At 62.4% G+C, this 15,023-nt stretch carries 9 protein-coding genes; 7 read left to right on the top strand and 2 right to left on the bottom strand.

Annotated elements, in window-relative coordinates:
* Positions 1 to 92: 92 nt before the first annotated feature.
* Positions 93 to 1,133: a glutamine synthetase beta-grasp domain-containing protein gene (locus J2858_RS14760; protein WP_210105665.1), complete on the bottom strand. Its 1,041-nt coding sequence runs from the start codon at positions 1,131 to 1,133 to the stop codon at positions 93 to 95.
* A gap of 433 nt (positions 1,134 to 1,566) precedes the next feature.
* Between J2858_RS14760 and J2858_RS14755 the strand changes: the two genes are divergently transcribed.
* The gene (locus tag J2858_RS14755) at positions 1,567 to 1,770 is read left to right on the top strand and encodes a DUF2735 domain-containing protein (RefSeq protein WP_210105562.1); all 204 of its coding nucleotides are present in this window, start codon (positions 1,567 to 1,569) and stop codon (positions 1,768 to 1,770) included.
* A 38-nt stretch (positions 1,771 to 1,808) separates the two neighbouring features.
* On the opposite strand, the gene J2858_RS14750 is transcribed toward J2858_RS14755, so the two are convergent.
* On the bottom strand, positions 1,809 to 2,156 hold the full coding sequence (locus J2858_RS14750; RefSeq protein WP_210105561.1) for a hypothetical protein: 348 nt from the start codon (positions 2,154 to 2,156) through the stop codon (positions 1,809 to 1,811).
* On the opposite strand from J2858_RS14750, the gene J2858_RS14745 reads away from it, so the two are divergent.
* From J2858_RS14745 to glgC, 6 genes are all read left to right on the top strand, one after another.
* A complete protein-coding gene (locus tag J2858_RS14745) occupies positions 2,146 to 5,487 on the top strand; it encodes a DUF2126 domain-containing protein (RefSeq protein WP_210105560.1) in 3,342 nt (1,113 codons plus the stop codon). The two genes, J2858_RS14750 and J2858_RS14745, sit on opposite strands and share 11 nt — an antisense overlap.
* A gap of 7 nt (positions 5,488 to 5,494) precedes the next feature.
* The gene (locus J2858_RS14740; protein ID WP_432443360.1) at positions 5,495 to 7,900 is read left to right on the top strand and encodes a circularly permuted type 2 ATP-grasp protein; all 2,406 of its coding nucleotides are present in this window, start codon (positions 5,495 to 5,497) and stop codon (positions 7,898 to 7,900) included.
* A 3-nt stretch (positions 7,901 to 7,903) separates the two neighbouring features.
* Entirely contained in the window at positions 7,904 to 8,785 is an 882-nt protein-coding gene (locus tag J2858_RS14735; protein ID WP_210105559.1) for a transglutaminase family protein, read from the top strand.
* Positions 8,786 to 9,046: 261 nt separating this feature from the next.
* Positions 9,047 to 11,509, top strand: a complete 2,463-nt coding sequence (locus tag J2858_RS14730) for a glycogen/starch/alpha-glucan phosphorylase (RefSeq protein ID WP_210105558.1) — start codon at positions 9,047 to 9,049, stop codon at positions 11,507 to 11,509.
* Positions 11,509 to 13,722, top strand: a complete 2,214-nt coding sequence (glgB, locus tag J2858_RS14725) for a 1,4-alpha-glucan branching protein GlgB (protein ID WP_210105557.1) — start codon at positions 11,509 to 11,511, stop codon at positions 13,720 to 13,722. The genes J2858_RS14730 and glgB overlap by 1 nt, the downstream gene beginning before the upstream one ends.
* A gap of 28 nt (positions 13,723 to 13,750) precedes the next feature.
* Positions 13,751 to 15,013 (top strand): glucose-1-phosphate adenylyltransferase, encoded by a 1,263-nt coding sequence (glgC, locus tag J2858_RS14720; RefSeq protein WP_210105556.1) that lies wholly within the window; start codon positions 13,751 to 13,753, stop codon positions 15,011 to 15,013.
* Positions 15,014 to 15,023 lie beyond the last annotated feature (10 nt).

Here is a 15,023-nt window from a genome sequence, read left to right as displayed (position 1 = left end):
CCCTGAGTTGCGCCGCCTGCCTCAGCGCAAATGAAAAAGGCACCGGATTGCTCCGGTGCCCGTTCGTCATGAAAAGTCTTGGGTAAGAAGGCTTATGCAGCGCTCTTGGCGTAGTCAGCCGTCGGCACTTCGGCAATCGTCTTCAGAACGATGGAGGCGATCTGGTAGGGGTCGCCCTGCGAGTTCGGGCGGCGGTCTTCGAGGTAGCCGCGGTAGTCGTTCTTGACGAAGGAGTGCGGAACGCGGATCGAGGCACCACGGTCAGCAACGCCGTAGGAGAACTTGTTCCACGGAGCCGTCTCGTGCTTGCCGGTCAGGCGCAGATGGTTGTCCGGACCGTAAACGTCGATGTGCTCCTTCCAGTTCTTCGCGAACGCTGCCATGAGCGCTTCGAAGTACTCCTTGCCGCCAACTTCGCGCATGAAGGTGGTGGAGAAGTTGCAATGCATGCCCGAACCGTTCCAGTCGGTGTCGCCGAGCGGCTTGCAATGGAACTCGACATCGATGCCGTACTGTTCGCACAGACGCAGCAGAAGGTAGCGTGCGATCCAGATCTGGTCGGCGGCGCGCTTGGAACCCTTGCCGAAAATCTGGAATTCCCACTGGCCCTTGGCCACTTCGGCATTGATGCCTTCGTGGTTGATGCCGGCGGCGAGGCAGAGATCCAGGTGCTCTTCAACGATTTCGCGGGCAACCGAACCGACGTTCTTGAAGCCGACGCCCGTGTAATACGGACCCTGCGGAGCCGGATAACCCTGTTCCGGGAAGCCGAGCGGACGGCCGTTTTCGTAGAAGAAATATTCCTGTTCGAAACCGAACCAGGCGCCTTCGTCGTCGAGGATCGTGGCGCGGCTGTTGGACGGATGCGGCGTGACGCCATCGGGCATCATGACTTCGCACATGACCAGCGCACCATTGGTGCGGGCCGGATCAGGATAGACGGCGACCGGCTTCAGGACGCAATCGGAGCTATGACCTTCGGCCTGCATGGTGGACGAGCCGTCAAAACCCCAGAGCGGCAGCTGCTCAAGCGTCGGGAATTCGTCGAATTCCTTGATCTGCGTCTTGCCGCGAAGATTGGCGACCGGCTTGTAACCATCGAGCCAAATATACTCGAGCTTGTATTTCGTCATAGTCATCTCTCGTTTCTATGCTGCGAGGTGTGAGCACATCCCGCGCCAGGGCACCGCATCATGGGCGCCACCGCCGGGACTGCCAGTGGAAATGCATAATGCGTGCCAGTTGGAAGCAGAGCCTCTAGCGCTGCCCATTTCCCACCGTATCCGACAGTCCAGCCCGCGGCGGTGACGGCCATCACGTAGCGCCCTCAACAGCGCTTGGATGGAACCGGACGAAGCTTCGCGTGTTGAGGGGGGAGGATCGTCAAGCACGGCTCCACCCACGCCCCCTCATTCCTTAGCCCTCACTTATCGCAGTTGCCAAATGCGTAGATTCTGGGCATAATGCATAAAATTAGACCACCAAGAAGATGCAAAAGAATGCATCGTGATCGAAATTTAGGCAAATAAGCCTCCTGGAATGGAAGAATGAACGAAGGATAAGACCATGGCCACCGCAATCGAACCCACCACTGCGCAGATCATCCCCTTCCCCGCTGGCGGCATCCGCCGGCTGCGCGAGCGCGCACCGCGTGTCGAGGTTCAGAAGCAGGCAGAAGTGGTGCGTCATACCGACCTCGCCTTTGGCGGGAGCTGGTATCACGAAGAAGCGATCAGCGGATCCGACAAGCCCGTCAAGCCGCACGCTTGAGCGCATCTGCACACAAGACAGGCAGAACAGCGCAAATATTAGGCTAAAGCCTTCTCAATGGGCAATTGGGGAGGTGCGGCGGCTGCAAGCCGCCTCGCAGCCTGGAACACGCGCCTCATATTACGGCAGCCCGAAACATAAAAGGGCAGAAAATCAAGCTCTTCCGCAGAACGAGCGACAGATTTCGCCGCCGCATCATGGTAAAATGCCGCCCGCCGCTCCTCTCTTGTCCGGATCACCTTCCGGTCTGCTTGCGCATGCCGTCGCACTTTGCCGGATATGCGTGGAAGCGCCTTGCTTTCTTCTCCTGCATTGCACAAACTCTGGGCCTTCATGCGCGCCGGGTCCATTTGAGGGAACCCGACAAGGAGTTCCATGTCGATCAAGGCCAGTATCTATCACCTGACTCATTACAAATATGACAGGCCCGTTCGCCTTGGGCCGCAGATCATTCGACTGAAGCCGGCCGCGCATTCCAGAACGCGCGTCATCAGCCATTCGCTGAAAGTCTCGCCGTCGAACCATTTCGTGAACCTGCAGCAGGACCCTTACGGCAATTACCTTGCCCGCTACGTCTTCCCGGAACCGGTGACGGAACTGAAGATCGAGGTCGATCTGGTCGCCGACATGACGGTCTACAATCCGTTCGACTTCTTCGTGGAGGAGGAAGCCACCCGCTGGCCCTTCGATTATCCGCAGGATCTTATCGAGGACCTGTCGATCTATCGCAAGCCGGAAGAGCCCGGGCCGCTGCTGTCGGCCTTCATGAAGACGGTGGACTGGTCGCCGGACCAACCCACCGTCGATATGGTGGTCGGCCTCAATGCGCGCCTGCAACGCGATATCGGCTATGTCATCCGCATGGAACCCGGCGTTCAGACGCCCGAGCAGACGCTGCAGACGGCGCGCGGATCGTGCCGCGATACCAGCTGGCTGCTCGTGCAGGTGCTGCGCCACCTGGGCTTTGCTGCCCGTTTCGTTTCCGGCTACCTGATCCAGCTGACGCCGGACCTGAAGGCCCTCGACGGCCCGTCCGGCACGGAAGTGGATTTCACCGACCTGCATGCCTGGGCGGAAGTCTATCTGCCGGGCGCCGGCTGGATCGGGCTCGATCCGACGTCGGGGCTTCTGACCGGCGAAAGCCACATCCCGCTGGCCGCCACCCCGCATTATCGCAATGCCGCGCCGATTTCCGGCGGCTATTTCGGCGAGGCTGAAACCTCTTTCGAATTCGACATGCGTGTGTCGCGCGTCGCCGAGCATCCGCGCATCACAAAGCCGTTTTCCGACGAGAGCTGGCAGACACTCGATGCCTTGGGCCGCAAGGTGGACAAGGTGCTGGCCACCGAAGACGTGCGGCTCACCATGGGCGGCGAGCCGACTTTCGTGTCGATCGACGATTTCCAGTCGGACGAGTGGAATACGGCAGCCGTCGGGCCGACCAAGCGCGACAAGGCCGACATCCTCATCCGCAAGCTGCGCGAACGTTTTGCGCCGGGCGGCTTCCTGCATTACGGCCAGGGCAAGTGGTATCCGGGCGAAAGCCTGCCGCGCTGGACCTTTTCGCTCTACTGGCGCCGCGACGAAAAGCCGATCTGGCGCGATGCCAGCCTGATTGCCGAGGAAGGCGAGGACTACAAGGTCACCGAAGCGGATGCCGGACGCTTGCTGACGGCCATTGCCGGCGAACTGGACATTACGCCCGACATGGTGGTGCCGGCCTTCGAGGACCCGGGCGAATGGATTTTGCGGGAAGCAAACCTTCCCGACAATGTCGATCCGGCCAATTCCAAGCTGAAGGACCCGGAAGAGCGCAACCGCCTGGCGCGCGTGTTCGAGCGCGGGCTTACAAGGCCGTCCGGCTATGTGCTGCCCGTGCAGGCCTGGAACAGCCGGGCAAGCGGCATGCGCTGGGTGAGCGAAAAATGGCGCACGCGCCGCGGCCGCATCTTTCTGGTGCCCGGCGACAGCCCCGTCGGCTACCGCCTGCCGCTGAACTCGCTGCCATACATTCCGCCCTCGCAATACCCCTATATCAACCCGATGGACCCGACGATCGAGCGCGCGCCGCTGCCGGATTTCCATGAGGAACCAGCCGCTTCCCAGATCAAGGAGCGCAAGCTTTCGGCAGCGCATTTCGAGCCGACGGCCGAAAATTCGCAGCCGCAGCAGCGGGTGAGCGAGGAAATCATCGGTTTCGTGCGCACGGCCATCAGCGTGGAAGCGCGCGATGGACGGCTCTGCGTGTTCATGCCGCCGACCGTCAGCATCGAGGAATATCTCGATCTGATCGCGTCTGCCGAACGCGCTGCAACCCAGCTTGGCCTTGCCGTCCACATTGAAGGCTATGCGCCGCCGCACGACGAGCGGCTGAACGTCATTCGCGTCGCGCCCGATCCGGGCGTCATCGAGGTCAACATCCACCCGGCCTCCAGCTGGCAGGACTGCGTCGACATCACCACCGCCATCTATGAGGAAGCCCGCCAGAGCCGGCTCGGCGCCGACAAGTTCATGATCGACGGGCGCCATACCGGCACCGGCGGCGGCAACCATGTGGTGGTCGGCGGCGCCAATCCGAATGACAGCCCGTTCCTGCGCCGGCCGGACCTGTTGAAAAGCCTTGTCCTGCACTGGCAGCGGCACCCGGCGCTCTCCTATCTGTTCTCCGGCCTGTTCATTGGCCCGACCAGTCAGGCGCCCCGCATCGATGAGGCCCGCCACGACAGCCTCTACGAACTCGAAATCGCCATGGCGCAGGTGCCCCTGCCCGGCACCGGGCCGGCACCCCTGCCCTGGCTGGTGGACCGCCTGTTCCGCAACCTCCTGACCGACGTCACCGGCAATACCCACCGTTCGGAAATCTGCATCGACAAGCTGTTTTCGCCGGATGGGCCGACGGGACGGCTTGGGCTTGTGGAATTCCGCGGCTTCGAAATGCCGCCGAATGCGCGCATGTCGCTTGCCCAGCAATTGCTGGTGCGCGCGCTGATTGCCCGCTTCTGGAAAAACCCGCTGCAGGGCTCCTTCGTGCGCTGGGGAACGGCGCTAGCCGACCGCTTCATGCTGCCGCACTATGTATGGGCCGATTTCATGGACGTGTTGGCGGACCTTCGGGAGCATGGTTTCGATTTCCGCCCCGAATGGTTTGCCGCCCAGCTCGAATTCCGCTTCCCCTTCTTCGGAGAGGTGGAATACGAGGGCGTGAAGCTGGAACTGCGCCAAGCGCTGGAACCGTGGCACGTGATGGGCGAACAGGGGGCCATCGGCGGCACCGTGCGCTATGTGGATTCCTCGGTCGAGCGCCTGCAGGTCAAGCTGCAGACGGACAATCCGGAGCGCTACCGCGTCACCTGCAACGGCCGGGCCGTGCCGCTTGCCGCCACCGGCCGTTCGGGCGCGTCGGTTGCCGGCGTGCGCTTCAAGGCCTGGCAGCCGGCAGCCGGCCTGCATCCGGTCCTGCCGGTCAACACGCCGCTCACCTTCGATATCTACGACACCTGGTCCAGCCGCTCGATCGGCGGTTGCGTCTACCATGTGGCGCATCCGGGCGGTCGCAATTACGAGACTTTCCCCGTCAATGGTAACGAGGCGGAGGCCCGCAGGCTTGCGCGCTTCGAGCCATGGGGGCATACGGCTGGCCGTTACGACGTGGCGCCGGAGCGAGTCTCGCCGGAGTTTCCGCTGACGCTCGACATGCGTCGGCCGAGAGGAGTGTGATGTGGGAGTGACCCGGGCCGGCGATCTGAAGGCGCAAGACGAGGCGATCAGGGAAGACCCGATCCTCGGCTACCGCGCGCTGCCCGGCGTTTCCGACGAAATGCTCGACCGCGACGGCGAAATCCGCCCGGTCTGGCAGAACATGATCGATGCGCTCGGCCGCCTGTCGGAGGCCGAACTGCACGAGCGCTTTGCCCGTGCCGATCGTTATCTGCGCGATGCCGGCGTGTTCTACCGCGCCTATGGCGCCAAGGGCAGCGGCGAGCGCAGCTGGCCGATCTCGCATGTGCCGGTGCTGATCGACGGCAAGGAATGGGAAAAGGTCTCCGCCGGCCTCATCCAGCGCGCCGATCTCATGGAAAAGATCGTCGCCGACATTTATGGCGACAACACGCTGGTGCGCGATGGCATTTTACCCCCGGCGCTTGTTGCCAACAATCCGGAATTTTTGCGGCCGCTGGTCGGCGTGAAGCCCGCCAATGGCCATTACCTGCATTTCTGTTCCTTCGAAATCGGCCGCGGGCCGGATGGCAACTGGTGGGTGCTGGCCGACCGCACGCAGGCGCCCTCCGGCGCCGGTTTTGCGCTGGAAAACCGCGTTGCGACCACACGCGCCTTTTCCGACATCTATGGCGAAACTCATGTCCATCGGCTGGCCTCCTTCTTCGGGGCCTTCCGCAATGCGCTGCAGGCCCACAAGAAGAGCCCGGATGATCGGATTGCGGTCCTGACGCCCGGTCCCGCCAACGAGACCTATTTCGAGCACGCCTATATCGCCCGCTATCTCGGCTTCATGCTGCTGGAAGGCGAGGACCTGACTGTCGTCAACGACAAGGTGATGGTGCGCACCGTTGCCGGCCTGAAGCCCATCGGCGTGCTCTGGCGCCGCCTCGATGCCGCCTATGCCGACCCGCTGGAACTCAACCAGTTCTCGCATATCGGCACGCCGGGCCTGGTGCAGGCGCTGCGCGCCGGCTCTGTCTCCATCGTCAATGCGCTCGGCTCGGGCATCCTGGAAACGCGCGCGCTTCTCGCGTTTACCCCGACCATCTGTCACCACCTGCTGAACGAGGAACTGCTGCTGCCGTCCATCGCCACCTGGTGGTGCGGACAGAAGGCGGAGCGCCAGCATGTCGCCGACAATATCGGCCGCATGGTGATCGGCCCTGCCTATTCGCGCCTGCCCTTCTTCGATGACAGCGGCCAGTCGGTGCTCGGCGCCACGCGCAAGAACGCCAAGCAATCCGTCGAGGAATGGCTGGCAGCCGAGGGAAGCCGGCTCGTGGGCCAGGAAGTGGTGACCCTGTCGACCACGCCGGCCTATGTCGATGGCAAGCTCACACCTCGGCCGATGTCGCTGCGTGTCTTTGCCGCGCGCACCGAAAACGGCTGGCAGATCATGCCGGGCGGCTTTGCACGCATCGGTTCCGGCGCGGATGTCGCCGCCATCGCCATGCAGGCCGGCGGCACGGCAGCCGATGTGTGGATCGTCTCCGACAAGCCCGTCGAGCGCCAGACGCTGTTGCCGCCGGAAGAAAGCTTTTCGCGCAACATGCCCGGCAGCCTGCCGAGCCGTGCCGCCGACAACCTGTTCTGGCTCGGCCGCTATATCGAGCGGGCGGAAGGGGCGCTGCGCATCCTGCGCGCCTGGCACATGCGCTATGCGGAAGCCGCCGATCCCGGGCAGCCTCTGCTCGCCGATGTGACGCGCTACCTCAAGGGCATCGACATGGACATGGCCAAGGCCGTGCCGGAGCCGCTGATCCGCAACATCGACAGCGCCATCTATTCGGCAAGCAATATCCGCGACCGCTTTTCGCCCGACGGCTGGCTGGCGCTCAACGATCTCGCCAAGACCGCCAAGCGCTTCCACGAGGCGGTGCAGGCTGGCGACGATGCCGCGCATGCCATGACGGTGCTGTTGCGCAAGCTCGCCGGCTTTGCCGGTCTCGTGCACGAAAACATGTATCGTTTCACCGGCTGGCGCTTCCTGTCCATCGGCCGCTATCTGGAACGCGGCCTGCACATGACGCGGCTTCTCGGCCATATGTCAGGGCCGGATGCGCCGGATGGTTCGCTCGACATGCTGTTGGAAATCGGCGACAGCGTGATGACCCATCGCCGGCGGTATAATGTCAATACGGCGCGCCTCACCGTGACCGATCTTCTGGCGCTTGATCCGCTCAACCCTCGTTCCGTGCTGTTCCAGCTGAACGAGATCCGCACCGAAGTCGAGCAATTGCCGCATCCCTACGGCACGGGCCAGATGTCGGCGCTCGACCGGGAAGCCATGCGCCTGCATTCCGGCCTTGCGGTGATGACGCCGGAGGGCATGAGTGCCGATATCTACAGCAAGCTGGAGAGCGAGATGGAAAAGCTATCCGATCTCATCGGCCAGACCTATTTCGGATAATCCATGCTTTACGATCTGTCGCTGCACATGGGCTATCACTACGAGGCGCCTGCCTCCGGCGCACGGCACATGCTGCGCCTCATGCCGCTGTCGCTCACCGACCGGCAACGGCTGATCGCAGGCGCGCTCACCGTCTCGCCGACGGCCGACGAGCGCAGCACGTTTACCGATTTCTTCGGTCAGCAGACCACCTCCATCCTGTTTCGCGCCCCGCATGAACGCCTCGACATCCGCATGCAGGCGCGCGTGCAGGTGGATAGCGTCCCCCTGACAGCCGACCTTTCGCCGCAACTGCCGAAACTGCATCAGGAACTGGCCGATCTTCTGTCGGTCGATGCCGCTTCGCCGCATCATCTGTCGGGCGCCAGCCCGCTTCTGCCGGACGTGCCCGACATCGCAGCCTATGCGCGCGAGGTGCTGAAGCCCGGGCAGACGGTGCGCGAAATCGCCACCGCCCTTTGCGCCCGCATCCACAAGGACTTCAAATACGACCCCGACGCCACCACCGTCGATACGACGCCGCGCGAAGGGTTCCGGCTGAAGCGCGGCGTCTGCCAGGATTTTTCCCATATCATGATCGTGGCGCTGCGCAGCCTTGGCATTCCCTCCGGCTATGTCAGCGGTTTTCTGCGCACACTGCCGCCGCCCGGCAAGGAGCGGCTGGAAGGCGCCGATGCCATGCATGCCTGGGTGCGCGTCTGGTGCGGCAAGGCCGCCGGTTATATCGAGCTTGATCCGACCAACAACATTCCCGCCAGCAGCGACCATATCGTCGTCGGCTACGGGCGGGACTATGCCGACGTGGCACCGGTGATCGGCGTGGTCAAGACCTATGGCCGGCACAAGACCGAGCAGGCGGTGGACGTCATTCCGGTCAAGGGGTGAGCGAACCGTCGCCCGAAGGACGGCTGCACGACATCCTCTCAAGACCGTCGCCGGGGCAAACGAGCCGGTGAGGCCGCCTGCGCTTATCTTTTTTTCTCAGGATGTTGAGGGGTTTCCGGGCCGCTTTGCGATGAACGCCAAGAACATCGCAGAGGATGATTGCAAGTGCCTGCCAACGATGCATAAACTGTGTTCCGACACCATGGCGGATTGCGTTAGAACCATCCCTCCTCGTTTCAAAAAGCAAAGTTGGGCGACCTCATGAACAACAGCGTTTCCCCGGTAGATATCCCGCAGCCGGCCCCCCGCAGCTCGAACCCGGAGATCATGGCCGAAGAAATCATCGAGCGCCTGACCTACCGCATCGGCAAGGACGCCAAGGTTGCAAAGCCGCATGACTGGCTGACGGCAACCATTCTGGTGGTGCGCGACCGCATCATTGACCGCTGGATGGAATCCACCCGCAAGGTCTATGCCACCGGCGACAAGCGCGTCTATTATCTATCGCTGGAGTTCCTGATCGGTCGACTGATGCGCGATGCGGTGAGCAATCTCGGCCTGATGGAAGAGATCACCGATGCGCTGACCTCGCTTGGCGTCGACATCAACGTGATTGCCGGGCTTGAGCCGGATGCGGCGCTCGGCAATGGCGGCCTCGGGCGCCTGGCGGCCTGTTTCATGGAGAGCATGGCAACCGTCGAAATCCCGGCCTATGGCTATGGCATCCGCTATGTCCACGGCCTGTTCCGCCAGCAGATGGCCGATGGCTGGCAGGTGGAGCTGCCGGAAACCTGGCTTGCCCACGGCAACCCCTGGGAATTCGAACGCCGCGAAAGCTCCTACGAGATCGGCTATGGCGGATCCGTGGAGAGCGTCGGCGGTTACGACGAGCCCCCGCGCTACGTATGGAAACCGGCCGAGCGCGTCATTGCCATGGCCTATGACACGCCGATCGTCGGCTGGCGCGGCAAGCGCGTCAACACGCTGCGCCTGTGGTCGGCACAGCCGATCGACCCGATCCTGCTTGATGCCTTCAATGCCGGCGACCATATCGGGGCGCTGCGCGAAAGCAACAAGGCCGAGGCGCTGACGCGCGTCCTCTATCCGGCAGACGCCAATCCGGCCGGCCAGGAACTGCGCCTGCGCCAGGAATATTTCTTCTCGTCGGCCTCGCTGCAGGACATCCTGCGCCGCCACCTGCAGCAATATCCCGATTTCACCAACCTGCATGAGAAAGTGTCGATCCAGCTCAACGACACGCATCCGGCCGTGTCGATTGCCGAGCTCATCCGCCTTCTCGTCGACGTGCACGGCATGGACATGGACGAGGCCTGGGAGATTACCCGCCAGACCTTCTCCTACACCAACCACACGCTTCTGCCGGAAGCGCTGGAAAGCTGGCCGGTGCCGCTGTTCGAGCGCCTGCTGCCGCGCCTGATGCAGATCGTCTATGCGATCAACACCAAGATCCTGCTCGACGCGCGCAAGGAGAAGAAGTTCAGCGACAGCCAGATCCGCTCGATCTCGCTGATCGATGAAAACGGCGACCGGCGCGTGCGCATGGGCAATCTCGCCTTTGTCGGCTCGCACTCCATCAACGGCGTCTCGGCGCTGCATACCGACCTGATGAAGGAAACGGTGTTTGCCGACCTGCATGCGCTTTATCCCAAGCGCATCAACAACAAGACCAACGGCATTACCCCGCGCCGCTGGCTGATGCAGTGCAATCCGGGCCTGACCAGTCTCATCCGCGAGGCAATCGGCGACAGTTTCGAGGACGACACGCAAGCCCTGAAGGCGCTTGATGCCTTTGCCGACGACAAGAGCTTCCAGGAAAAGTTCGCCGCCGTGAAGCGCGCCAACAAGGTGAAGCTTGCCAATCTCGTCGGCAGCCGCATGGGAATCCGGCTCGATCCGTCGGCCATGTTCGACATCCAGATCAAGCGCATCCATGAATACAAGCGCCAGCTTCTCAACATCGTGGAAGCCGTGGCACTCTACGACCAGATCCGCTCGCATCCCGAACTGGACTGGGTTCCGCGCGTCAAACTGTTCGCCGGCAAGGCGGCGCCGAGCTATCACAATGCCAAGCTGATCATCAAGCTTGCCAATGACGTGGCGCGCGTGATCAACAACGACCCGGCCGTGCGCGGCCTGCTGAAGGTCGTCTTCGTGCCGAACTACAATGTGACGCTTGCCGAAACCATCGTGCCGGCAGCAGACCTCTCCGAACAGATCTCGACGGCGGGCATGGAAGCCTCCGGCACCGGCAATATGAAGTTTGCGCTGAACGGCGCGCTGACCATCGGCACGCTCGATGGGGCCAATGTCGAAATGCGCGATCATGTCGGCGCCGACAACATCGTGATCTTTGGCATGACGGCCGAGGAAGTGGCACGCGTGCGCGCCGACGGCCATGAGCCCCGCGCCATCATCGCGGCCTCGCGCGAGCTGTCGCAGGCGCTGGCCGCCATCGCATCCGGCGTGTTTTCACCGGACGACCGCTCCCGCTTTGCCGAACTGATCGACGGCATCTACAATCACGACTGGTTCCTCGTGGCGGGCGATTTCGATTCCTATGCCAATGCTCAGCGGCAGGTGGACCAGATCTGGACCGACCAGACGCTCTGGTACAGCAAGACAATCCGCAACACCGCCCGCATGGGCTGGTTCTCCTCGGATCGGACCATCCGCCAATATGCGACGGAGATCTGGAGAGCCTGATGAACCAGACGCCCATCCCCCTCGGCAAGGACGCAGCTGGCACCACTGAACTTCCCCTTCCCGAGATCGAGGCGATCATCCGCGGTTCCCACGGCAATCCGTTTTCGGTTCTCGGCACGCACAAGATCGGCAGCGGCGTGATCGCCCGCTGCTTCATTCCCGGCGCAGAAGCCGTCACGGCCCTGGCGCTTGATGGAACCGAAATCGGTGAACTGACCCAGCGTCACGTCGATGGCTTTTTCGAAGGGCGCGTGGCGATTGCGGTTCCGCGCGCAATCCGCTACCGCGCACGGCGCGGCGACGTGGAATGGGCGCTCACCGACCCCTATAGTTTCGGGCCGGTGCTTGGCCCGATGGACGACTATTTTTTGCGCGAGGGCTCGCATCTGCGGCTCTTCGACAAGATGGGCGCACATCCGCTGAAGCATGAGGGCGTGGACGGTTTTCACTTCGCCGTCTGGGCGCCGAATGCCTCGCGCGTCTCGGTCGTTGGGGATTTCAACGCCTGGGATGGACGGCGCAATGTGATGCGGCTTCGCATCGATACCGGCATCTGGGAAATCTTTGCGCCGGACGTGCGCCCCGGCGCCACCTACAAGTTCGAAATCATCGGCAAGACCGGTGAGGTGCTGCCGCTGAAGGCGGATCCTTACGCGCGCCGCGCCGAGCTTCGTCCGCAGACAGCTTCCATTGCGGCACCTGAACTCGTGCAGAAATGGGAAGACGCCGCCCACCGCGACTTCTGGGCCAAGGCCGATCACCGCCGTCAGCCGATCTCCATCTATGAGGTCCACGCCGGATCCTGGAAACGCCGCGCCGACGGCACGTTTCTAAGCTGGGACGAACTGGCCGCCGACCTCATCCCTTACGTGGTCGACATGGGCTTTACCCATATCGAATTCCTGCCGATTACCGAACATCCCTATGACCCGTCCTGGGGTTACCAGACGACCGGGCTCTACGCCCCGAGCGCCCGCTTCGGCGAACCGGAAGGCTTTGCCCGCTTCGTCAACGGCTGTCACAAGGTCGGCGTCGGCGTCATCCTCGACTGGGTGCCGGCGCATTTCCCGACCGACGCCCACGGGCTTCGCGAATTCGACGGCACCGCGCTTTACGAGCACGCCGATCCGCGCCAAGGCTTTCACCCCGACTGGAACACGGCGATCTACAATTTCGGTCGTCTGGAAGTGCTGGCCTATCTCGTCAACAATGCGCTCTACTGGTCGGAGAAATTCCATCTCGACGGGCTGCGGGTCGATGCGGTCGCCTCGATGCTGTATCTTGATTATTCGCGCAAGGACGGCGAATGGGTGCCCAACGAATATGGCGGGCGGGAAAACCTCGAGACAGTGCGCTTCCTCCAGAAGCTCAACACGGTGAGCTATGCCGCCCATCCCGGCGTCATGACCATTGCCGAGGAAAGCACCTCCTGGCCGAAAGTGTCGCATCCGGTGCATGAAGGCGGGCTCGGCTTCGGCTTCAAGTGGAACATGGGCTTCATGCACGACACGCTGAGCTACCTGAAGCGGGAGCCCGTGCATCGCAAGCATCACCACAACGAGCTGACCTTCGGCCTGCTCTACGGCTTTTCGGAAAACTTCGTGCTGCCCCTCAGCCACGATGAGGTGGTCCACGGCAAGGGTTCACTGATTGCCAAAATGGCCGGCGATGACTGGCAGAAGTTTGCCAACCTCAGAGCCTATTACGGTTTCATGTGGGGCTACCCGGGCAAGAAGCTTCTGTTCATGGGCCAGGAATTTGCCCAGTGGAGCGAATGGAGCGAGGCGCGGTCTCTTGACTGGAACCTGCTGCATTATCACCCGCACGAGGGCGTTCGCCGGCTGGTGCGCGATCTCAACTTCACCTACCGGTCAAAGAAGGCGCTGCACCAGCGCGACTGCGAGCCGGAAGGCTTCGAGTGGCTGATTGCCGACGATTCGGAAAACTCGGTCTATGCGTGGCTGCGCAAGGCGCCCGGTGAAAAGCCGGTGGCGGTGATCACCAATTTCACACCGGTGCTGCGTGAAAACTACCGCGTGCCGCTGCCGAGCGCCGGCCGCTGGCGCGAAGTCTTGAATACCGATGCGGAAATCTATGGCGGCAGCGGCAAGGGCAATGGTGGACGGGTGCAGGCGGTTTCGGCCGGCGGCGTCATCCATGCAGAAGTCACATTGCCGCCGCTTGCCACCATCATGCTGGAACCGGAAAACTAAAAGCCAGGCACATCAGGGAGGGATATCAATGACCACGAAACGTGTACAGCCGCTGGCACGCGATGCCATGGCCTATGTGTTGGCCGGCGGCCGGGGGAGCCGCCTGAAGGAACTGACGGACCGGCGCGCCAAGCCTGCCGTCTATTTTGGCGGCAAGGCCCGCATCATCGATTTTGCCCTCTCCAATGCGCTGAATTCCGGTATCCGCCGCATCGGCGTTGCCACGCAGTACAAGGCCCATTCGCTGATCCGCCACCTGCAGCGCGGCTGGGACTTTTTTCGCCCGGAGCGGAATGAGAGCTTTGACATCCTGCCGGCGTCGCAGCGCGTGTCCGAGACGCAGTGGTACGAAGGCACGGCCGATGCCGTGTTCCAGAACATCGACATCATCGAGCCCTATAACCCGGAATATATGGTGATCCTCGCCGGTGACCATATCTACAAGATGGACTACGAGCTGATGCTGCAGCAGCACGTGGATTCCGGCGCCGACGTGACCATTGGTTGCCTGGAAGTGCCGCGCATGGAAGCAACCGGCTTCGGCGTCATGCATGTGGATGACAAGGACCGGATCATCGCCTTCGTGGAAAAACCGGCCGATCCGCCGGGCATGCCCGACCGCCCGGATTTTGCGCTCGCCTCCATGGGCATCTACGTCTTCCACACGAAATTCCTGATGGAATGCCTGCGCCGCGATGCGGCCGACCCCAATTCCAGCCGCGACTTCGGCAAGGACATCATTCCGTGGATTGTGGCGAACGGCAAGGCGGTGGCGCACCGCTTCAACGAATCCTGCGTACGCTCGGATTTCGAAAAGCAGGCCTACTGGCGTGACGTCGGCACGATCGATGCCTACTGGCAGGCCAATATCGATTTGACCGGCATCGTTCCGGAGCTCGATATCTACGACAAGTCCTGGCCGATCTGGACCTATGCGGAGATCACGCCGCCGGCAAAATTCGTCCATGACGACGAAAACCGCCGCGGCTCGGCCGTCTCCTCCGTGGTGTCGGGCGATTGCATCATCTCCGGCTCCTCTCTCTACAATTCGCTGCTGTTTACCGGCGTGCGGGCCAATTCCTATTCACGCCTCGAAGGAGCCGTCGTGCTGCCCAATGTGCGCATCGGCCGGCGCGCGCAGCTTCGCAATGTCGTCATCGATGCCGGTGTAACCATTCCAGAAGGTCTGGTGGTCGGCGAAGAGGCCGAACTCGATGCAAAGCGGTTCCGCCGCAGCGAGAACGGCATCTGCCTGATCACGCAGGCGATGATCGACAAGCTGGACCTCTAGGGCGGATAAC

This window comes from Neorhizobium galegae, assembly GCF_017877135.1.
GTDB lineage: Bacteria > Pseudomonadota > Alphaproteobacteria > Rhizobiales > Rhizobiaceae > Neorhizobium > Neorhizobium galegae_A.
The sequence above is the reverse complement of the archived record's forward strand: the minus strand, read 5'-3'. Positions and strand labels throughout refer to the sequence as shown.

Coding starts and splice junctions, on each gene's coding strand:
- J2858_RS14760 (WP_210105665.1), bottom strand. CDS start 1,133: ATGACGAAATACAAGCTCGAGTATATTTGGCTCGATGGTTACAAGCCG.
- J2858_RS14755 (WP_210105562.1), top strand. CDS start 1,567: ATGGCCACCGCAATCGAACCCACCACTGCGCAGATCATCCCCTTCCCC.
- J2858_RS14745 (WP_210105560.1), top strand. CDS start 2,146: ATGTCGATCAAGGCCAGTATCTATCACCTGACTCATTACAAATATGAC.
- J2858_RS14735 (WP_210105559.1), top strand. CDS start 7,904: ATGCTTTACGATCTGTCGCTGCACATGGGCTATCACTACGAGGCGCCT.
- J2858_RS14730 (WP_210105558.1), top strand. CDS start 9,047: ATGAACAACAGCGTTTCCCCGGTAGATATCCCGCAGCCGGCCCCCCGC.
- glgB (WP_210105557.1), top strand. CDS start 11,509: ATGAACCAGACGCCCATCCCCCTCGGCAAGGACGCAGCTGGCACCACT.
- glgC (WP_210105556.1), top strand. CDS start 13,751: ATGACCACGAAACGTGTACAGCCGCTGGCACGCGATGCCATGGCCTAT.